Annotated in this window: 20 protein-coding genes and 1 pseudogene; 14 read left to right on the top strand and 7 right to left on the bottom strand. The window is 75.3% G+C overall.

Annotated features, from left to right (window positions below; genetic code table 11):
* The first annotated feature begins 23 nt into the window (after positions 1 to 23).
* The 3 genes from ABZ885_RS07615 to ABZ885_RS07605 all read left to right on the top strand — a co-directional run bounded on the left by ABZ885_RS07615 (position 24) and on the right by ABZ885_RS07605 (position 3,011).
* The gene (locus ABZ885_RS07615; RefSeq protein ID WP_360184546.1) at positions 24 to 692 is read left to right on the top strand and encodes a TetR/AcrR family transcriptional regulator; all 669 of its coding nucleotides are present in this window, start codon (positions 24 to 26) and stop codon (positions 690 to 692) included.
* A gap of 139 nt (positions 693 to 831) precedes the next feature.
* Complete coding sequence (locus tag ABZ885_RS07610) at positions 832 to 2,358, top strand: MFS transporter (RefSeq protein ID WP_360184543.1); 1,527 nt, start codon at positions 832 to 834, stop codon at positions 2,356 to 2,358.
* A gap of 212 nt (positions 2,359 to 2,570) precedes the next feature.
* Complete coding sequence (locus ABZ885_RS07605; RefSeq protein ID WP_360184541.1) at positions 2,571 to 3,011, top strand: PPOX class F420-dependent oxidoreductase; 441 nt, start codon at positions 2,571 to 2,573, stop codon at positions 3,009 to 3,011.
* 196 nt (positions 3,012 to 3,207) lie between these two features.
* Here ABZ885_RS07605 and ABZ885_RS07600 read toward each other — a convergent pair whose 3' ends face one another.
* On the bottom strand, positions 3,208 to 3,429 hold the full coding sequence (locus ABZ885_RS07600) for a hypothetical protein (protein ID WP_360184538.1): 222 nt from the start codon (positions 3,427 to 3,429) through the stop codon (positions 3,208 to 3,210).
* Complete coding sequence (locus ABZ885_RS07595; protein WP_360184535.1) at positions 3,426 to 3,695, bottom strand: DUF1876 domain-containing protein; 270 nt, start codon at positions 3,693 to 3,695, stop codon at positions 3,426 to 3,428. The genes ABZ885_RS07600 and ABZ885_RS07595 overlap by 4 nt, the downstream gene beginning before the upstream one ends.
* A 167-nt stretch (positions 3,696 to 3,862) precedes the next feature.
* On the opposite strand from ABZ885_RS07595, the gene ABZ885_RS07590 reads away from it, so the two are divergent.
* The 4 genes from ABZ885_RS07590 (at position 3,863) to ABZ885_RS07575 (ending at position 6,719) form a co-directional block, all read left to right on the top strand.
* Complete coding sequence (locus tag ABZ885_RS07590) at positions 3,863 to 4,750, top strand: YndJ family protein (RefSeq protein ID WP_360184532.1); 888 nt, start codon at positions 3,863 to 3,865, stop codon at positions 4,748 to 4,750.
* Positions 4,747 to 5,280, top strand: a complete 534-nt coding sequence (locus ABZ885_RS07585; protein ID WP_360184530.1) for a DUF1990 domain-containing protein — start codon at positions 4,747 to 4,749, stop codon at positions 5,278 to 5,280. Before ABZ885_RS07590 ends, ABZ885_RS07585 begins: the two co-directional genes overlap by 4 nt.
* Before the next feature lie 105 nt (positions 5,281 to 5,385).
* Positions 5,386 to 6,042 (top strand): hypothetical protein, encoded by a 657-nt coding sequence (locus tag ABZ885_RS07580; RefSeq protein ID WP_360184611.1) that lies wholly within the window; start codon positions 5,386 to 5,388, stop codon positions 6,040 to 6,042.
* Between the two features lie 98 nt (positions 6,043 to 6,140).
* A complete protein-coding gene (locus ABZ885_RS07575) occupies positions 6,141 to 6,719 on the top strand; it encodes a hypothetical protein (RefSeq protein ID WP_360184528.1) in 579 nt (192 codons plus the stop codon).
* A 122-nt stretch (positions 6,720 to 6,841) separates the two neighbouring features.
* Here ABZ885_RS07575 and ABZ885_RS07570 read toward each other — a convergent pair whose 3' ends face one another.
* From ABZ885_RS07570 to ABZ885_RS07560, 3 genes are read right to left on the bottom strand one after another with little or no spacing between them, the layout of a single operon-like run.
* Entirely contained in the window at positions 6,842 to 7,594 is a 753-nt protein-coding gene (locus ABZ885_RS07570) for a zf-HC2 domain-containing protein (RefSeq protein ID WP_360184526.1), read from the bottom strand.
* Complete coding sequence (locus ABZ885_RS07565; RefSeq protein WP_360184523.1) at positions 7,591 to 8,202, bottom strand: sigma-70 family RNA polymerase sigma factor; 612 nt, start codon at positions 8,200 to 8,202, stop codon at positions 7,591 to 7,593. The genes ABZ885_RS07570 and ABZ885_RS07565 overlap by 4 nt, the downstream gene beginning before the upstream one ends.
* Before the next feature lie 18 nt (positions 8,203 to 8,220).
* Positions 8,221 to 8,841: a hypothetical protein gene (locus ABZ885_RS07560; RefSeq protein WP_360184521.1), complete on the bottom strand. Its 621-nt coding sequence runs from the start codon at positions 8,839 to 8,841 to the stop codon at positions 8,221 to 8,223.
* A gap of 196 nt (positions 8,842 to 9,037) precedes the next feature.
* Between ABZ885_RS07560 and ABZ885_RS07555 the strand changes: the two genes are divergently transcribed.
* Positions 9,038 to 9,427 (top strand): thioredoxin domain-containing protein, encoded by a 390-nt coding sequence (locus ABZ885_RS07555; RefSeq protein ID WP_360184519.1) that lies wholly within the window; start codon positions 9,038 to 9,040, stop codon positions 9,425 to 9,427.
* A 156-nt stretch (positions 9,428 to 9,583) separates the two neighbouring features.
* On the opposite strand, the gene ABZ885_RS07550 is transcribed toward ABZ885_RS07555, so the two are convergent.
* Positions 9,584 to 10,279, bottom strand: coding sequence for a TetR/AcrR family transcriptional regulator C-terminal domain-containing protein (locus ABZ885_RS07550; protein ID WP_360184517.1), 696 nt, complete (start codon positions 10,277 to 10,279; stop codon positions 9,584 to 9,586).
* 191 nt (positions 10,280 to 10,470) lie between these two features.
* Between ABZ885_RS07550 and ABZ885_RS07545 the strand changes: the two genes are divergently transcribed.
* The 5 genes from ABZ885_RS07545 to ABZ885_RS07525 all read left to right on the top strand — a co-directional run bounded on the left by ABZ885_RS07545 (position 10,471) and on the right by ABZ885_RS07525 (position 17,106).
* A complete protein-coding gene (locus ABZ885_RS07545) occupies positions 10,471 to 12,084 on the top strand; it encodes an APC family permease (RefSeq protein WP_360184514.1) in 1,614 nt (537 codons plus the stop codon).
* Between the two features lie 295 nt (positions 12,085 to 12,379).
* Positions 12,380 to 13,129 carry an alpha/beta hydrolase gene (locus ABZ885_RS07540; protein ID WP_360184512.1) on the top strand — a complete coding sequence of 250 codons (750 nt, stop codon included), beginning with the start codon at positions 12,380 to 12,382 and terminating at the stop codon, positions 13,127 to 13,129.
* A gap of 305 nt (positions 13,130 to 13,434) precedes the next feature.
* The gene (locus ABZ885_RS07535; RefSeq protein ID WP_360184510.1) at positions 13,435 to 14,874 is read left to right on the top strand and encodes an NAD(P)/FAD-dependent oxidoreductase; all 1,440 of its coding nucleotides are present in this window, start codon (positions 13,435 to 13,437) and stop codon (positions 14,872 to 14,874) included.
* 171 nt (positions 14,875 to 15,045) lie between these two features.
* Positions 15,046 to 16,140 (top strand): exo-alpha-sialidase, encoded by a 1,095-nt coding sequence (locus ABZ885_RS07530; protein ID WP_360184507.1) that lies wholly within the window; start codon positions 15,046 to 15,048, stop codon positions 16,138 to 16,140.
* A gap of 180 nt (positions 16,141 to 16,320) precedes the next feature.
* Positions 16,321 to 17,106, top strand: a complete 786-nt coding sequence (locus tag ABZ885_RS07525; RefSeq protein WP_360184504.1) for a GNAT family N-acetyltransferase — start codon at positions 16,321 to 16,323, stop codon at positions 17,104 to 17,106.
* A 76-nt stretch (positions 17,107 to 17,182) separates the two neighbouring features.
* Here ABZ885_RS07525 and ABZ885_RS07520 read toward each other — a convergent pair whose 3' ends face one another.
* Entirely contained in the window at positions 17,183 to 18,055 is an 873-nt protein-coding gene (locus ABZ885_RS07520) for a DMT family transporter (RefSeq protein WP_360184609.1), read from the bottom strand.
* 91 nt (positions 18,056 to 18,146) lie between these two features.
* On the opposite strand from ABZ885_RS07520, the pseudogene ABZ885_RS07515 reads away from it, so the two are divergent.
* Positions 18,147 to 18,426, top strand: a pseudogene (locus ABZ885_RS07515) (MurR/RpiR family transcriptional regulator); the annotation flags it as partial.

Genomic DNA, 18,426 nt, shown 5'->3' with positions numbered 1-18,426 from the left:
CCGCTATGATGAAGGAGCACGAAGTGAGCACCACCGCCGTCACCACGCCGGCCCGCACCGCGGAGCCCGCCCGTACGCCCAAGCTGCGTGCGGACGCGAGCCGCAACCGGGAGCGGATCGTGCTGGCGGCGCGGGACGTCTTCGTCGAGCACGGCGCGGACGCGCCGCTGGACGAGATCGCCAAGCGGGCCGGCGTCGGCAACGCGACCCTGTACCGGAACTTCCCGGACCGCACGGCACTGATCCGCGAGGTGGCGCTGCTCGTCAAGAACCGCATCCTGGCCCTCGCCGAGACGGCACCGGCGGAGAGCGACGGCCCGTTCGACGCCCTCCAGCGTTTCGTCCACGCGACGGTCGAGGAGAAGGTCGGCGCCCTGTGCCCGATCCTCACCAGCGCGGTCGACCCGTTCGACCCGGAGCTGGTGGAGATCCGGGAGCGCCTGACGGCCGCCGTCGGCGACCTGATGGAGCAGGCCCGGCAGGCCGGCGAGCTGCGGACGGACGTCGACCACGGTGACCTGTTCATCGCGATGAGCCAGCTCACCCGTCCGCTGCCGGGCACCTCCTGCCGGCTGCTGGACGAGTTCGTGCACCGGCACCTGCAGCTGTTCCTGGACGGCCTGCGGGCGCCCGCCCGCTCGGCCCTGCCCGGCCGGGCCGCGACCTTCGAGGACTTCCACACCGACCACTGACCGACGGCCGCTCCGGCGGCCGGCACCGACGACCACCGACCCGACCCGGCCGGCCGCCCCGATCCGCGGCCACCGGAACCCCTTTCGCACCCGGATCACCGAAGATCCGCACGCCACGCACCGTGAAGTGAGTACCCCCATGCCGAAAACCGACGCCCTGCCCGCCACGCAGCCTGATCCGAGGCGCTGGAAGGCACTGATATTCATCGGCCTCGCACAGCTGATGGTCGTCCTCGACGCCACCATCGTGAACATCGCGCTGCCGTCCGCCCAGAAGGACCTCGGCATCACCGACGGCAACCGCCAGTGGGTGATCACCGCGTACGCGCTCGCCTTCGGCGGTCTGCTGCTGTTCGGCGGCCGGGTGGCCGACCTGTGGGGGCGCAAGCGCACCTTCGTGGTCGGCCTGACCGGCTTCGCGCTGGCCTCCGCACTCGGCGGCGCCGCCGCCAACACCGCCATGCTGCTCGGCGCCCGCGCCCTCCAGGGCGTGTTCGGCGCGCTGCTCGCGCCGGCCGCGCTCTCGCTGCTGGCCGTGATGTTCACCGAGGCCAAGGAGCGCGCCAAGGCGTTCGGCATCTACGGCGCCATCGCCGGCGGTGGCGGCGCGATCGGCCTGATCCTCGGCGGCCTGCTGACCGAGTACATGAACTGGCGCTGGACCTTCTTCGTCAACATCCCGTTCGCGATCGTCGCCGCGGCCGGTGCCGTGCTGGTGATCCGCGAGCCCGCCGAGGGCCGCAACCGCAACCGTCTGGACGTCCCCGGCGTGCTGCTGGTCACCACCGGTCTGGTCTCGCTGGTCTACGGCTTCACCCGCGCCGAGTCCGACGGCTGGTCCTCCGGCATCACGATCGGCCTGTTCGTCGCCGCCGCCGCCCTGCTGGGCGCGTTCGTCCTGGTCGAGCGGAAGGTCAAGGCGCCGCTGCTGCCGCTGCGGGTCGTCCTGGACCGCAACCGCGGCGGGGTCTACCTGTCGCTGGGCCTGGCCGTGATCGGCATGTTCGGCCTCTTCCTGTTCCTGACCTACTACCTGCAGATCGTGCTCGGCTACAGCCCGGTGCTCACCGGCGTCGCCTTCCTGCCGATGGTGGCGGGCATGATCACCGGCTCGACCCAGATCGGCGCCCGGCTGATGACCCGGGTCCCGGCGCGCTTCCTGATGGCGCCCGGCTTCCTGGTCGCCTCGATCGGCATGCTGCTGCTCACTCAGATCGGCCTGGACACGTCCTACCCGGCGCTGATCCTGCCCGGCCTGATCCTGATGGGCCTCGGCATGGGCACCGCGTTCATGCCGGCGATGAGCCTGGCCACGCACGGCGTCCAGCCGCGCGACGCGGGTGTCGCGTCCGCCATGGTCAACACCTCGCAGCAGGTCGGCGGCGCCATCGGCACCGCGCTGCTGAACACCATCGCGGCCAGTGCCACCACCACCTGGCTGGCGGCCCACGCGGGCGCCGCGACCAGCCCGGCCGCCGCCAAGGCGGTGCAGTTCCAGGGCATGGTGCACGGCTTCTCGACCGCGATCTGGTGGTCCTTCGGGATCCTGCTGACGGCCGCGGCGATCGCCTTCGTCCTGGTCAACGCCGGCCGCCCCGGCGGCACCACGGTCGCCTCGGGCAACGGCGCGGCGGAGAACAACGAGGTGCCGGTGCTGGTGCACTGACCCTCGCGGGGTACGCCACGCGTGGGACGACCCCGGGGTGCGGAGCGGCCCGTCCGGTGTGCGAACACCGGGCGGGCCGCTCGCCGTTCCGGCACCCGGGCAGCCCACGCCCCTCGAACCGCGGCCCCCGGTGGACGAGAATGGAACCGCCCCGGCCGGCGCGGTCGCCACCGCCCGGCCCGGCCCCGCCCGACCCGGACTGGGAGGCCATCGTGCACGACCGTACCGACCGGCTCGCCGACAGCAGATACCTCCTGCTCACCACCTTCGGCGACGACGGCAGCCGGGTGGAGTCGCAGAGCTGGGTGGTCGCCGACGGGGCGGCGCTCGGGATCTGGACGCCCACGCACTCCGGCGAGGCCGAGCGGATCCGCCGCCACCCCCGGGTGCTGGTCGGCCCCTGCGACGCCCACGGGCGCCCCACCGGCCGGCAGCTCCCGGCCCGCGCGGCGGTCTGCGACGAGGACGCGACCGCGCGCTACCGCACCTCGCTGCTCAACAAGTACGGCATGACGGCGCTGATCGCGCTGGCCCGCAGCCGGTTCCGGCTCGGTCTGGCCGGGACGGTCGGCATCCGGATCACGCTGAACGAACTCGAGCAGCGCCTGGTCGGGCCGGAGTGGCCGCTGCCGCCGACGTACTGCCCCAACTGAGCGGTCCTGCCCGCGGCCGGGCCCGGCACGTGCCTCGGCGAGGCGCGGGCCCTCGGGGTCCGGGCCGGACAGGCAGGGCCGGCCGGACGGGCAGGGCCGGCCGGACGGGCAGGGCCGGACGGGGCCGGACGAACGGGGCCGGACGAACGGGGCCGCGCACTCCCGGTCCGTCAGCGCCCGTCGTCAGCGCTCGTCGTCAGCTCCCGTCGTCCGGCGCCTTCGCGAGGTCCTCCGGCTCGCACGCCTCCCGGCCGGTGCCGACGTGCACGACCCGCACCGCCCGCTCGGGGCCGCCCGGCACCACCTGCTGCTCGTGCCCGCAGCGCGGGCAGATCAGCGGGATGCGCGGACTCCGCGGCTGGGCGGTGTAGGCCGGCGACGCGGCGCGACCGGTGGCGGCCGGGTCCGGCGTCGTCACGTCAGCGGGTGGGTCGGGACCGGGCTGACCTCCTGGATCTCGCCGTGGGCCTTGGTGAGCAGCTGCGACGCGAGGTCGTTGAGCGCACGGGCGGCCGCGATCTCCTCGCCGACCCGCAGCTGTTCCGGGTCCGACGGGTGGCGGCTGGTGTAGCCGTGCGCGCGCAGTTCCGTCCCGTCGCCGAGCCGTAGCATGGCGGCGGCTGCCGTCCGCGCTCCCTCCTCGCGGAACTCCATCTCGATGTGCCAACCGACAAGAGTCTGCATGGCGGATCACCTCCATCGGTTACTCCTCCAGAGTGCGCCGCACCCACCGCGAACACCAGACGGGGCGGCCGCAGCAGCGGACGGGGGCGACTTGAACGCGTTCAACACCGCGGCGTACAGTCGTCGGCGCAAGGGTTTGAACGCGTTCAAGAGAGGGGCCTGGCGCCATGGGCAAGGGCACCACGGAACTGGTGGACCTCCTGGTCCTGCTCGGCATGGGTGCCGTGATCCCGCTCGGCCTGGCCCTGATCGACGAGCCCGGCCTCGCCCGCGTCCGCCGGCTCTGGCCGCTGGCCGCCGTCCCCGGCGCGCTCTCGCTCTGGCTGCCGCGCGGCGGCCTCGCCACCGGCTGCGCCGCCCTCTACGCGCTCGGCACCCTCGCCCTCGCCCTGCACGCACCGGTCCGGCTCGCCCGCACCCGCTCGCTCGCACCCGCCGAGACCGCCGTGCTGACCGCGCTCGCCACCCCCTCGGTGGCCGGGCTCGCCCTGGTCGCGGAGCGCTCCGGACACGAGCTGTTCGGCTTCGACCTCGACATCCTGGCGCTCACCGTGCCGCACTTCCACTTCGCCGGCTTCACCGCCGCCCTGGTCGCCGGGCTGGTCTGCCGGGCCCGGCCGGAGCGCGCCGCCGCCCGGTTCGCCGCGCTCAGCGTGCCGCTCGGCACCCTGCTCGTCCTCGCGGGCTACTTCATCGACGACTGGGCCGAACTCGCCGGCGCCGTCGTCCTCACCACCGGGATGTGGCTGACCGGCCTGCTCACCTGGCGCGACCTGCGCACCCGCACCGACCGGACGACCGCCGCCCTGCTCGGCACCGCCTCCGCCGTCCTCGCCGCCACCATGCTGCTCGCCCTCTGGTGGGCGCTCGGCGAGGCCTCCGGGCTCCCCCACCCGACCCTGACCTGGATGGCCGCCACCCACGGCGTCGGCAACGCGCTCGGCTTCGCCCTCTGCTCGCTGCTCGCCTGGCGCCGCCTCGCGAAGCCGCCCACCCTCCCGCAGCCGCTCACCGTCCCTCAGCCGCTCACCCTCCCGAAGGAAGCCGCACGATGACCACCCCTCCGGCCGCCGACCTCAACTACCCCGAGACCGGCGCCAGCACCACCCCCGGCCGTCCGCTCCCCGCCGGCTACCACCACCTCCGCCACCGCGTCCTGATCGGCCACGGCCGCGCCGCCCTGGAGGCCGCCGGATCCGCCGTGCTCGGCTGGCGGATGCACCGCGCCGCCGGCGTCCGGATCACCACCCACGCCGACCGGGCCGCCCCCGGCGCCGCCGTCCACTGCGCGATCGGCATCGGCCCGCTGCGCGCCTCCGCCCCCTGCCGGGTCATCTGGACCACCGACGGCCCCGACCGCTACGGCTTCGCCTACGGCACCCGCCGCGGCCACCTCGCCGTCGGCGAGGAGACCTTCCTGGTCGAGATGGGCCCCGACAAGGCGGTCTGGTTCACCGTCAACGCCTTCAGCCGCCCGCGCAGCTGGTACGCCCACCTGGCCGGCCCGCTGCTCCCGCTCGCCCAGCGGTTCTTCGCCCACCTCTGCGGCCGCGCCCTGACCCGGATCGCCGCAGCCGCGGAGTGACGGGGGCTGCGCGGGCCTGGCGGGCCGGGCAGGCCGGGTAGGCCGGGCGCCGAAATCCCCGCGCGGAGCGGACCGTTCCTCCGGCAGACTCACCGGGTGATCGAAATGCAGCCCGTTCTGGAGATCGTGACCCCCGACGAGTTCACCCGCTGGCCGGTCGGCGCGCACGAGCCGTACGGCCTCCTGCCGCTCGGCGGATCGATGAGCCCGGCCGACGTCGGTACGGCGGTGCTGAGCCTCGCCGCGGGCAACGACGTCGACGACGAGGACGAGGACGGCGAGGACGACGGCCCGGACGAGGAGCGCCCCGCGCGGCCCGCCGATCCGCTCGGCGCCCTCCTGCACGGCCTGTTCACCAAGGAGTACCTCACCGCCCCCGGCGGCTTCCGGGTGACCGACACCACCACCGGGGCCACCCTGGTCCCCGGCTGCTGCAACGGCCTGGAGGAGTGGCGGGACTGGCTGGAGGTCCTGGACGGCGACGGGTACGCCTGTTTCGGCCACGACCCGATGCCGGAGGCCCGGCGCGAGGGCGGGGCGGTACGCCTCACCACCGACGTCAGCAGCAAGGACCGCCAGGTGATCGAGCTGTCCGTCGCCGAGCTGCGCCGCCTGGTCGCCGGGGCCGAGCGCGACCTCGCCGCGTTCCTGGCGCTCGCCCGCACCTGGGCCGCCGAGCACCTGCCCGACCACGGCGACCCCCTGGCCGCGGCCCTGGCGCGGGCCCTGGACCTCGCCCCGGAGGAACAGCCGGCGCCGTAACGCCGCCCGAGCCCCCTTCGCCTGCCCGACCGTCACCCGTGGCCGATGCACAGGAAACTCCGACGACGGGCGTGCGCCGGATGCGGCATCATCCGCGGATGGCCGGCTTCCGCACCCACCGCCGGCTCGTCCACGACGACGGCCTGCCCGTCCACCGCCGGCACGCCGCACTCCGGACCTGCCTCACCCGGTTCGCGCCGTACGGCCTGCGGGCGACGTACCACCACCTGACGCTGAGCGCCCGGATCCCGCGGCGGCTCGACGCCGCCCCCGGGGCGCTGGTGCGGGCGGTCGAGGAGCTGCACGAGGCGCGGGTGCTCCAGCTGGCCCAGCTGGAGCGGTACGCGGCGCGGCGGCGGGCGGAGAAGGCCGCGGGGCGGCGGGCGCCCGGCGGGCCGCGGGCCTGGTGGGAGGCGGGCTGGTGGGAGGCGCCGAACAGCGCCTGGCTGCACGATCCGGCCTGCCACCCGCCGCTGCGGCTGCCGGAGTACGTCCGGCGGCAGGGCGCGCTGCTGGACGGTGCGGTGCTCGCCGGTTGCCCGGCCTGCGGGGACAACGGCCGGCGGCGCTGCGGTCGACCGGGCACGGGTTCGCCGAGCTGTGCCGGGCCTGCGGACGGGTGCTGCGGCCGTGCCCGTGCGGGCGGTGGCACCGGTTCGACCCGGTCGCCGGGGTGAGCTGGCCCGCGCTGTGGCGCCGGGAACACATGACGGACGCGGGCGCCCCGGACCCGTCCTGGCCGTGGGCCGCGGCGGGTACGGGTCCGGGATGACCGGGGCGGCCCGGACGGCGCGGCCGCTCAGACCGTGCGGGCCGGGACGCTGACCAGCACGGTGGCACCGTCCAGGGTGCGGACCTCGAAGTGGTCGATGTCGCCGGGCTGGAAGCCCGTCCCACCGTCGGTGTGCAGGGCGGCCAGGGTGGACGAGGTGGTGCCGTAGCCGGCCACGGGCACGCTCCAGGTGGTGACCGTCTGCCGTGCGCCGGTCCGCGAGACGGCGACCAGGTCGCAGCTCAACGGCCCCTGCACGTGCGAGAGTTCGAGGCTGATCCGGCTCCCCCACGGCTTGCCCTCGACGCCGACGGTGGCGTGGGCACCGCTGGCCGGGTCGGTCGCGGAGAACTGCCGGGTGGCGACGGCGACGACGCCCGGCGACGACTCCCCGCTCACCACGACGGCCGTGACCGCGGGCCCGGCCGCCACCATGACCGCCGCCGCGGCGACCAGCACCAGCCGGCGGACCTTGCCTCGTCGGCGGCCCGCCGTGACCTCGCCGACCAGCCGGTCCAGCAGCAGCGGGTCCGGACGGGGTGCGGGGTCGGCCGGGTCCAGCCCGGCCTCCGCGGCGGAGGCCGCGTACTCGGCCAGCAGCGGCTCGACGAAGCCGAGCTCGGCCACCTGCTCGACGCACTGCGGGCAGTCGGCGAGGTGCGCCTCGAAGGCGGCGCGCTCGGCCGGTTCGAGCAGGCCGAGGACGTAGGCGCCGACGTCCACGTGGTCGACGGGGTCGTTGTGCCCGGGGCCGGCCGGTCCGGGTTCGGACGGTGTCACGATGTCACTCCCCGTTCCTCCAGCGCGAGCTTGAGCGAGCGCAACGCGTAGAACACCCGCGACCGTACGGTACCGGCCGGGATGCCCAGTTCGGCGGCCGCCTCGTTGACCGTGCGGCCCATCAGGTAGGTCTCCACGATGACCCTGCGGTGGGCCTCGGACAGGTCGCCGAGCGCCTCGGAGATCGTCATCAGCCGCAGCGCGCGGTCGAGTTCGTCCTCGGCGGGCAGCAGCTCCAGCGGTGCCGGGTCCACCTCGTGCGGGCGGGCCCGGCTGCTGCGGTGACCGTCGATGACGATCCGACGCGCCACCGTCACCAGCCAGGGCCGCAGCGAGCCGGCCGCCGGATCGAGCCGGTGGATGTTGCGCCAGGCCCGCACCAGCGTCTCCTGCACCACGTCCTCGGCCCGCTGGCGGTCCCCCGCGACCAGGTGGAGGACGAAGCCGAAGAGCGGCCCGGCGTGCTCCTGGTACAGGGCGCGCATGAGGTCCTCGTCGGCCGCCCCGGCGCCGCGTGCGGCCGCGCCGCCAGGGTGCTCCTCGGTCACGACGCCATCTTCGCGCACCCGCACCTCCGGGTCGAGGGTTCCACGTCCGGTCCGGACCATCGTCAAGGCCTGGGCCGCTCAGTAGCCGCCGTAGCCGCTGCCCGGGCTGCTGGGCATCATCCCGCCGGAGGGGGAGCTCGCGGGAGCGCCCGCCTTGCCGCCGGTGGGGGTCAGCGCGAACCAGGTGCCGCCAACGCCCTGACCCGTGGTGTCGCCGGGCTTCTTGTCCGGCGCGTAGCGGTAGGCCGGCCAGCCGTTCAGGGTGATCTGCTTGCTGCCGTCGGCACGGGTGACGGTGCCGACCAGCTTGCTGTCGATGCCCTTGACGGTGGCCGAGCCGTCCGCCGGGACGGGCGGCCAGAGCGAGGCGCAGCTGCCGTTGCAGTTGGACGTCGGCGGCATGGCCGTGTCCTTGTCGAAGCGGTAGAGGGTGAAGCCGGCGCCGTCGGTGACCACGGTGCCGAGCTTGGGGTCGGTGGCGGTCTGCAGGGTGGGGGTGCCGGCCGCCGTGCCCGGACTGGACGGAGCGGACGGACTGCTCGGCGCCGCGGGGGCGGTGGCCGCCGCCCCCGAGCCGGACGGCGCCGAGTATCCGCCGCCGGACGACCCGCAACCGGCGACCAGGGCCGCCACCGCGACACCCGACGCGGCGATGACGGCGATCCGGCTGGTGCGGGCGGTACGGCTGGTGTTGTGCATGGCGTGCTCTCCCCCGGTGGACTCGCGTGGCCGCCCCTTGCGGCGGACCGCGCTGATGCGGACACCCTTCAGTACGGACGGGAGCGGCCGCGTGCTCAACGGGCGGCCAAGATTCTTCGGAATAGCCCGCGGACGGGCGCGGTTGTCGCGGGCACATGGCCTGAACCGCCACCCCCGGAAGGGCAGGAACCGCGAAATGAGCAGCACGGTCGAGCTGACCACGGAGAACTTCGACGAGATCGTCCCCGGCCCGGAGGGCCAGGACTTCGTCTTCATCGACTTCTGGGCGGGTTGGTGCGGCCCGTGCCGGCAGTTCGCCCCGGTGTACGAGAAGGCGGCCGAGCGCCACCCGGACCTCGTCTTCGCCAAGGTGGACACCGAGGCGCAGCAGGAGCTGGCGGCCGCCTTCGGCATCCAGTCCATTCCGACACTGGCGATCATCCGTGAGGGCGTGCTGGTGTTCTCGCAGGCGGGTGCACTGCCGGAGGCGGTCTTCGAGGACCTGATCGGCCAGGCCCGGAAGCTGGACATGGCCGAGGTGAAGCGCAAGGTGGCGGCCGAGCAGAACGGCGACGGCGAGGTCTGACGGTTCTCCGGGTGGGCCTCCTGACGGCCCGCCCGACGACCGGCCCGACGGCGCTGCGGCGGTGGGCCCGGGGTGGTGAGACGCCCCGGGGCCGTCGGTGTGTCCGCCCTGGGCCGGTCGGGCGCGGGGTTCAGCTGCGCCGTTCAGGTGCGCCGTTCAGGTCCGCGGCAGCCGGGCCGCGAGGCCGTCGAGGAGCAGGCGCAGGGCCAGGTCGAAGCCGCGCTCGTCCAGCCCCGGCGCGCCCGGGCCGGCTGCGCCGCCGCGTTCGGCGGAGGCCTCCAGGGCGCCGGCCAGGGCCGGGTAGCGCGGGCGGTACTCGGCCGCGGGCCGGGTGAAACCCGCGGTGAAGGTCTCCAGCGCCGAACCGAGCACCAGGTAGTCGAGCGCGGCGGCGGCCTCGGCGGCGTCGGCGGGCGCGAGGCCGGCCCGGCCGAGGGCGGCGAGCAGGGTGTCGTAGCCGAGCAGCTGCCGCTCGGCCCCGACCTGGCGGCGGGCCAGCAGCGCGATGGTGTTGGGGTGGCGCAGGAAGGCCGCGCGGTAACCGCGGGCGTAGGCGGCCAGGCCGGCCCGCCAGTCGGCGCCGCCGGGCGCGGTATGCCCGCCGGGCACGGGCGCGTCCTCGGCCGGTGCTTCCAGCGGGGTCAGGTCGATCTCCGCGTTGACCAGTTCGGCGAGGTCGTCGATCAGCTCGTCCTTGCCCGTCACGTGGTTGTAGAGCGAGGCCGCCTTCACGCCCAGCCGGTCGGCCACCGCGCGCATGGTGAGGCCGTCCGCGCCGTGCTCGTCGACCACGTCGAGGGCCGCCCTGGCGATGATCTCCCTGCTCAGCAGTGCCCTGCTCGGTCGTCCCACGTTCGCCGCCCCTCGTCGCCCCTCGGTGCCGGCCGCGTCGGCCGCGGCGTCCGCCTCACGTTATTACAGGCCGGTCTCGGCCCTTCCGCTGCCCCGGGGCGGCGGGCTACCGTCCCTGACTAACAAAGTTAGTTTTTCACGACGGGCCTCTCCGGGGGCTCGCCGCGGACGACGGGCAAGGTGGAGTCCCCATGACCGAGAACCCCCCAAGACCTCAGGCCGGCCGGATGCCGGACACCGCTGCCGGCACCAGCTCCAGCCCCGCCGCCGGCCCCGGCCGTGCCACCGGCACCACCACCGGCCCCGCCGCCGACGCCGCCGACGCCGACCGGCTCGCCGCCCTGGGATACCGGCAGGAGCTGCGCCGCAGCCTCGGCGTCCTCGGCAACATCTCGATGGGCTTCGCCGTCGTCTCCCCCGTCGTCGGCCTCTACGCGGTCGGCCAGGTCGGCCTCGGCGTGGCCGGGGGCGCCTGGGTCTGGGCGCTGCCGGTCTGCCTGCTCGGCCAGGCGCTGGTGGTCGCGGTGTACTCCGAGCTGGCCTCACAGTGGCCGCTGGCCGGCGGCGCCTACCAGTGGAGCCGGCGGCTCGCCGGGCCGACCTTCGCCTGGCTGACCGGCTGGATGTGGCAGTTCGCGGTGATGTTCGCCAACACCACCGTCGCCTACCTGGCCTCGCCCTGGTTCTTCGCGCTGTTCGGGCTCAGCCCGACACCGGCCCTGCTGGTACTGGTCTCGGCCGTGTTCATGCTGGCCTGCACGCTGGTCAACGCCTACGGCATCAACCTGCTGCGCCGGTTCGTATCGCTGGGCATCGCCGCCGAGGCGGTCGCCTCCGTGCTGGTGGGCTTCGCGCTGCTGCTCTTCTTCCGGCAGCACGGCTTCGGCCTGCTGACCGACCTGCTGGACGCGCCCGCCACCGCCGGGGTCTCCACCTGGTCCGCGCTGCTGGCGGTGGTCGCCGTCGGCGGCTGGGCGTTCATCGGCTTCGACGCCTGCGTCTCCACCGCCGAGGAGACCAAGGACGCCGGGCGGCAGGTGCCCCGCGCGATGTGGTGGGCCCTGCTCAGCGTCGGCGTGGTCGTCGTCCTGAACGCCGTCGCCGTCGAGCTGGCCCACCCGGACCCGGCCGCCGTGGTCCGCGGCGAGGACCTCGACCCGGTCACCACCGCGGTCACCGCCGGATTCGGCGACTGGTCCGCCAAGCCGTTCGTGGTCGTCGTCCTGGTCTCGTTCACCGCCTGCCTGATGGCCTCGCAGGGCGGCGCCGCCCGCGGCCTCTACTCGCTGGCCCGCGACGGCGTCTTCCCGTTCGCCGCCAAGGTCCGCCGGGTCAACCGGCACAAAGCGCCGATCGGCGGACTGGTCGCGGCCACCCTGGTCAGCTCGGCCGCCCTCCCGCTCGGGCTGGAGTCCACCGCGATGGGCAGCCTGATCACCTTCGGCACCGCCGCGACCTTCCTGCCGTTCTTCCTGCTCAGCCTCGCCGCCCTGCTCGCCCGGCTGCGCGGCGCCTGGCGCCCGGCCGGCCCGGTCGCGTACGGACGCGCCGGCACGGTGGTCAACGCCCTCGCGGTGCTCTGGACCGGCTTCGAGGTGGTCAACATCTGCTGGCCGCGCACGATCCTCGCGCCGCCCGGCGCGCCCTGGTACCAGGTGTGGGCGGCCGTCCTCGGCGTCGGCCTGGTCATCCTGGCCGGCCTCGGCTACCTGCTGGCCCGCCGGCCGCAGCGGCTGATGCGGGCCCAGCAGGCCGCCGGCGAACGGCCGGACGACGCGGACGAGTTGGCGCCCGCGGTGCACTGACGCCGCGCGGGGGTCCGGCGGGTGTCCGGCGGGGGACGGCGCGCGGGGTCCGGGCCGCGCCCGGCGGGGGACGGCGACGGCGGCGGCGTGCCCGCTCGGTGCCGTCAGGCCGGGCGCGTGGCCCGGCGCCGCTCCGGCCCGGCGAGTACGCGGCCGACCGGGTGGTCCGTCGGCTCCCCCGGAAAAACCGGGCGACTCCTGTCCGGTTTCGATCCTAGGGTCGGTGCCGACAGCCGAACCGCAACCGACGGTGGCCGGGTGCGGGCCGCCCGGCCCGGAGATGGAGCGATCCACCATGAGCACGTTCGTACTCGTCCCCGGCCTCTGGCTCGGCGCGTGGGCGTGGGACGCGGTCGCCGAGCCGCTGCGCGCGGCCGGGCACACCGTCCACGCGGTGACCCTCACGGGGCTCGCCGAACGGTCCGGCGAGGCCGGGCCCGAGGTCGGCCTGGAGACCCACATCGCGGACCTCACCGGCCTGGTGACCCGCGAGGACCTCTGGGACGTGGTCCTGGTCGCCCACAGCGGCGGCGCCGTCCCGGTCACCGGCGCCGCCGACCGGATGCCCGAGCGGATCCGGCGCGTGGTCTACGTCGACAGCGGCCCGATCCCCGACGGGGTGGCGCTGAGCGACCTCTGGGAGCCCGGCTACCGCGCCCGGCTGGAGGAGTCGGTGGTGGACGGCCAACGGCTGCCGCTGCCCTCCTTCGAGGACCTCCGCGCCTCCGGCACCAGCCTCGACGGCCTGGACGAGACCGCGCTCGCCCGGTTCCGCGAGCAGGCCACCGACCATCCGGCCCGGGCGGTCCGCGAGCCGCTGCACCTGACCGGCGGCGGGGAGGAGTTGGCCAAGGCGCTGATCTCCTGCTCGTTCCCGCTGGAACAGGTCCGCGCGATGATCGCGGCCGGCCACCCGTTCTTCGCCGCGCTCGCCGGCCCGGAGTGGGAGCTGCGGGAGCTGCCGACCGGGCACTGGCCGATGTTCTCCCGCCCGACCGAGACGGCGGCGGTCCTGGCAGAGCTGGCGGCGCTCCCGGAGTCCTGAGCACCGACGAAGCGGCCGCGGCGTCGGGGGGCGCGGCGGGGGCAAGGCGCGGCCGGCGGGCCGTGCACGGAGGGGCGTCAGCCGGTGCACGGAGAGGACACGGCCGGGGGACGGGCGTCCTAACCTCGCGAGCGGGGGTGCGGCGCCCGCGTGTTCGGCTGCGCCGGGCGGGTCCGGCGGCGCAGGATGGGCACGGCTGGGCGGTGACCGGCGCGCCCGGGGCTGCCCGGCCGCCGCGCAGGCACGCCCGTCACCCCCGCACCGCGCGCCCGGGTGGCCATCGACACGACGGAGGACCGCACATCATGACGACCACGCCCGAGGAGTACGACGTCATCGTGGTGGGCGCCGGCCCCACCGGGGAGAACGTGGCCGACCGGACCGCGGCCGCCGGGCTGCGCACCGTGGTCGTGGAGGCCGAGCTGGTCGGCGGCGAGTGCTCGTACTGGGCCTGCATGCCGAGCAAGGCGCTGCTGCGCCCGGTGGCCGCGCTGACCGGCGCCCGGGCGGTGGCCGGCTCCCGGGAGGCCGTCGGCGGCGGGACGCTGGACGCGGCCGCCGTGCTCGCCCGGCGCGACTCGTTCACCTCGCACTGGCAGGACACCGGCCAGGTGCAGTGGCTGCGCGACACCGGCATCGATCTGGTCCGGGGCCACGGCCGGCTGGCCGGCGAGCGGACGGTCACCGTCGAGGCGGAGGACGGCAGCGAGCGGGTGCTGACCGCCCGGCACGCCGTCGCCGTCTGCACCGGCAGCCGCCCGGTGCTGCCGCAGGACGTGCCCGGGCTGGCCGAGGCCCGGCCGTGGACCAGCCGCCAGGCGACCAGTTCGCCGGCCGTGCCCGGCCGGCTCGCCGTGATCGGCGGCGGGGTGGTCGGCGTCGAGATGGCCACCGCCTGGCGGGCGCTCGGCGCCGAGGTGGTGGTCCTGGTGCGCGGTGACGGGCTGCTGCCGCGGATGGAGCCGTTCGCGGGCGAGCTGGTCGCGGAGGGTCTGCGGGCGGCGGGGGTGGACCTGCGGTTCGGGGCCTCGGTGACGGCGCTGGAGCGGATGGACGACGCCGGGGTCACGCTGGTGCTGGCGGACGGTGAGCGGCTGACCGTCGACGAGGTGCTCTACGCCACCGGCCGGGCGCCGCGCACCGCGGACGTCGGGCTGGAGCAGGTCGGTCTGAAGCCCGGCAGCTGGCTGGACGTCGACGACAGCTGCACGGTGCTCGGTGTCGACGGCGGCTGGCTGTACGCGGCCGGGGACGTCAACCACCGGGCGCTGCTCACCCATCAGGGCAAGTACCAGGCGCGGATCGCCGGCGCGGCGATCGTGGCGCGCGCCCAGGGGCGGCCGCTCGACACCGCGCGCTGGGGCGCGCACGCCGCGTCCGCCGACAGCGCCGGCGCGCCGCAGGTCGTCTTCACCGAGCCGGAGGTGGCGGCCGTCGGCCTCACGCTGGACGCCGCCGAGCGGGCCGGCCTGCGGGTCAAGACGGTCGACCACGACCTGGGGGCGGTCGCCGGCGCCTCGCTCTACGGCGACGACTACCGGGGCAAGGCGCGGGTGGTGTTCGACCTGGACCGGGAGGTCCTGGTCGGCGCCAGCTTCGTCGGCCCCGGGGTGGCCGAGCTGCTGCACTCGGCCACCGTCGCGGTGGTCGGCGAGGTGCCGATCGGCCGGCTCTGGCACGCCGTGCCGGCGTATCCGACGATGAGCGAGGTCTGGCTGCGGCTGCTGGAGGGGTGCCGGGGCTGACGGCTGGGGCGGCCGCCCCGGCGGGCCGGCGGTCTCCGCATACCAGCGCTCACCAGCGCGGAGCGGTGCGCTCCGGCGCGGCGAGATGTGGCTCCGTGGGGTCGGCGGGACACTGGCCCGTGGAGGGGGTGTCCGGGCGGGGGCCGTTTCACCGACCAGGTGGTGTGTGGCATGACCGAGGTGCTGTTGGCCGTCGGAACCGAGAAGGGCCTCTTTCTCGGCCGCAGTCGCGACCGGCTGAACTGGGAGTTCAGCGGGCCGCACTTCCCGATGAACGCGATCTACTCCGTCTCGGTCGACCGCCGGGCCGGCCGGGTCCGGCTGCTGGCCGGCGCCGACAGCAGCCACTGGGGCCCGTCGGTCTGGCGCTCGGACGACCTCGGTGCGAGCTGGTTCGAGCCGCCCAGGCCGGCCGTCCGCTTCCCCGAGCACACGGGCGCCTCGCTCACCCGGGTCTGGCAGCTCCAGCCGGCCGGCGACGAGGCGCCCGGCGTCGTCTACGCGGGCACCGAGCCCGCCGCGCTGTTCCGTTCCGAGGACGGCGGCGAGACCTTCGACCTGGTCGAGCCGCTCTGGGACCACCCGCAGCGCGCCGAGTGGGGCGCCGGCTACGGCGGCCAGGGCCTGCACACCATCCTCACCGACCCGCGTGACGCCGAACGGCTGCTGGTCGCCGTCTCCAGCGGCGGCGTCTACCGCAGCAAGGACGGCGGCCGCAGCTGGGAGCCGTCCAACACCGGACTGCGGGCGGAGTTCCTCCCCGAGGAGAGCCAGTACCCCGAGTTCGGCCAGTGCGTGCACAAGATCGCCCGCGACGCCGTCAACCCCGACCGCCTCTACCTGCAAAACCACGGCGGCGTCTACCGCAGCGACGACGCGGGCCTCGGCTGGCAGTTCGTCACCGACGGCCTGCCCGCCGACTTCGGCTTCGCCGTCGCCGCCCACCCGCGCCGCGCGGACACCGCCTACCTCTTCCCGCTCGGCGGCGCCGGCGACCGGATCCCGCCGGACCGCCGCTGCCGGGTCTTCCGCACCGACAACGGCGGCGACAGCTGGTCCCCGCTCAGCAAGGGCCTCCCCGGCGAGGACCACTACGGCGTCGTGCTGCGCGACGCCCTCCGCACCGACGACGCCGACCCGGCCGGCATCTACTTCGGCAACCGCAACGGCGATGTCTACGGCAGCCCGGACGAGGGCGAGAGCTGGTCGCTGCTGATCTCCCACCTGCCGGACGTGCTCTGCGTCCGCGCCGCGGTGGTGGGCTGACACCGCCGCTCCCCCGGGCGGCTCCCGTTCCGGGGGCGGGGCGCCGGGGCGGGCTACTACGGCCCCGGCCGGCCAGGGGCCCGGGGCGCAGAGCGCTTGATCCCGCGGCAGGCGCTCGCCGAGGATGGCGGACGGGACCCCGGCGGACGGGACCCTGCTCTCGGAGATCGGACGGGCGGCGTGGCGGAGTCGGAAGCGGACTGGGAGCAAGCGGACTGGGAGTTCGGCCAGGACAGCGACGGCCTTCCCGTGGTGCGGTACGTACGGCGTGAGCGGGAGGGCCGCCCCTGGGCCGACCGGCTGTCGGTACCGGCCCCCGGTGAGGACGGGGGCGTCGTCAGCGCCGCCGATCCGGTGGGGTTCGTGCTGTCGGCCATGTCCGGCTGGGTGGTCTCCGGCTCCGTCGGTTTCGGTGAACAGCTGCTGCGCCGCGGGGCGTCCGTGCTCCGGCACGGCCACACCATGCACCGGAGCCTTGCCGACGAGGCTCCGCCCGGCGGCTGGGCCGCGTGGGCGCGGACCCCGCTGCGGCACGGGCTCCGCGCGGTGCCGTGCGACCGCCCCGCCGAGGAGCTGCTGCCGGCCTGCCGCGCCGCCTACGCCCCCGGGCACCCCGACCACCGGCCGGACCGCGACGGACATCTGGACCTCCTCCTCGCCGGCCGGCTCCTCGGGCCGGTGCTGCCCGCCTCCACCCTGGCGGTGGACGAGCACGACCGGGTCGTCGCCGGGGTCGTCCTGAACCACTTCGAGGACGTCCCCTGGGTCGCGAACGTCTTCCGGCACCCCGACCGCGGCTACCCCGGGCTCGGCCGCGACCTGCTGCGCCGTGCCCTGGGCGGACTCGCCGAGGCCGGATTCGACCGGGTCGTCCTGACCGTGACCGAGGGCAACCCGGCCCGCCGCCTGTACGAGGGGCTGGGCTTCCGGCTGGAGCACTCCTCGCTGTCGGTCGTCATCCCCTGAACCTCCCGACGAACTCCCCGGACGGGCCGCTCTACGAGGCGCCCCGACGGGGCGCCCGGCGTCGGGGCCGCCTGCGTCACGGACGGGCGAGCTCCAGGACGGCGATCCCGGCCAGGACCGTGGCACTGGCGGTCATCCGCAGCCGGCCGAGGCGCTCGCGGAAGACCACCGTCGCTATCAGCGCGGCGATGACGATGCTGGTCTCGCGCAGGGCGGCGATCGTCGCCAGGTTGCCCCGGGACTGCGCCCAGACGACCAGCCCGTAGGCGGTCAGCGAGAGCACCCCGCCGGCGATCCCGAGCGGCACCACCGAGCCGCCGACCCCGGCGAACAGGGCCCGCCCGCGCCGGAGCCAGACGATCAGGACCAGGCACGGCCCCTGCAGCAGGAAGAGCCAGGCGACGTAGCCGCCCACCGTGCCGGCGTGCCGCACACCGCTGCCGTCCAGCACGGTGTACGCGGCGATCATCACGCCGGTGCCGGCGGCCGCCCCGAGTGCGGGCAGCTGCGCCCGCCCGGGTATCCCCTTCGCGAAGGCCAGCCCGAGCAGACCGCAGGAGATCACCAGCACGCCCAGCAGCTCACCGGCGCCGAGCCCCTGGCCGAGCACCGTGACCGACAGCACCGCCACCAGCAGCGGCGCCGCTCCGCGGGCGATCGGGTACATCTGCCCGAAGTCCCCGAGCTGGTAGGCCCGGAGCAGCAGGACCTGGGACGTCACCTCCGTCACCACGGAGACGATCAGGTACGGCCAGGCCCCGGCGGCCGGCACCGGGTTGAGCACCACGAGGACGACCGCGCAGGCCGTGTACGCGAGGTTGATCAGGGTGAAGCCGACCAGCTTGTCCTGGATCCGGTGCGCCAGCGCATTCCACACGGCGTGCAGCACCGCCGCGGCGAGCACGACGACGGGCACGGCCGCCGCCGGACCGGCCGAAGCGGACAACATGACCGGACCGGCCGGCATCGCGATTGCGGGCATGGCGGAGCTCCCCTCCAAGGACGACCCGTGGAACCGGATTCCACGCTACCCTAGATCCATGGAAGAGCGTTCCGAATTTTCTCCGCTGGAATCCCACCTGGCCGCCCACATCCGCGCCCACCTCGGCGAGCTGCGCGGCACCGAGGCCCGGGTCGCCCAGGTCGTCCTCGACCGGGGGGCCGATCTGGTGCACCTGAGCGTGAGCGACGTCGCCGAGCTCGCCGGCACCGCCTCCTCCTCCGTGGTCCGGGCCTGCCAGCGGCTCGGGTTCCGCGGCTACCAGGAGCTGAAGATCGCGGCAGTCCGCCAGGCCCCGGCGCCCGCGCCCGCCCCCGCCG

It is taken from the genome of Kitasatospora sp. NPDC047058, assembly GCF_040643935.1.
Classification (GTDB): Bacteria; Actinomycetota; Actinomycetes; order Streptomycetales; family Streptomycetaceae; genus Kitasatospora.
Note: the sequence above shows the minus strand (reverse complement) of the source record. Positions and strands in the feature narration are given on the sequence as shown.

Bases quoted from the DNA above. Each gene is read 5' to 3' on its own strand.
- ABZ885_RS07610 (WP_360184543.1), top strand. From the start codon at position 832: ATGCCGAAAACCGACGCCCTGCCCGCCACGCAGCCTGATCCGAGGCGC.
- ABZ885_RS07595 (WP_360184535.1), bottom strand. From the start codon at position 3,695: ATGCAGACTCTTGTCGGTTGGCACATCGAGATGGAGTTCCGCGAGGAG.
- ABZ885_RS07590 (WP_360184532.1), top strand. From the start codon at position 3,863: ATGGGCAAGGGCACCACGGAACTGGTGGACCTCCTGGTCCTGCTCGGC.
- ABZ885_RS07585 (WP_360184530.1), top strand. From the start codon at position 4,747: ATGACCACCCCTCCGGCCGCCGACCTCAACTACCCCGAGACCGGCGCC.
- ABZ885_RS07580 (WP_360184611.1), top strand. From the start codon at position 5,386: ATGCAGCCCGTTCTGGAGATCGTGACCCCCGACGAGTTCACCCGCTGG.
- ABZ885_RS07575 (WP_360184528.1), top strand. From the start codon at position 6,141: ATGGCCGGCTTCCGCACCCACCGCCGGCTCGTCCACGACGACGGCCTG.
- ABZ885_RS07565 (WP_360184523.1), bottom strand. From the start codon at position 8,202: ATGGTCCGGACCGGACGTGGAACCCTCGACCCGGAGGTGCGGGTGCGC.
- ABZ885_RS07560 (WP_360184521.1), bottom strand. From the start codon at position 8,841: ATGCACAACACCAGCCGTACCGCCCGCACCAGCCGGATCGCCGTCATC.
- ABZ885_RS07555 (WP_360184519.1), top strand. From the start codon at position 9,038: ATGAGCAGCACGGTCGAGCTGACCACGGAGAACTTCGACGAGATCGTC.
- ABZ885_RS07545 (WP_360184514.1), top strand. From the start codon at position 10,471: ATGACCGAGAACCCCCCAAGACCTCAGGCCGGCCGGATGCCGGACACC.
- ABZ885_RS07540 (WP_360184512.1), top strand. From the start codon at position 12,380: ATGAGCACGTTCGTACTCGTCCCCGGCCTCTGGCTCGGCGCGTGGGCG.
- ABZ885_RS07535 (WP_360184510.1), top strand. From the start codon at position 13,435: ATGACGACCACGCCCGAGGAGTACGACGTCATCGTGGTGGGCGCCGGC.
- ABZ885_RS07530 (WP_360184507.1), top strand. From the start codon at position 15,046: ATGACCGAGGTGCTGTTGGCCGTCGGAACCGAGAAGGGCCTCTTTCTC.
- ABZ885_RS07520 (WP_360184609.1), bottom strand. From the start codon at position 18,055: ATGTTGTCCGCTTCGGCCGGTCCGGCGGCGGCCGTGCCCGTCGTCGTG.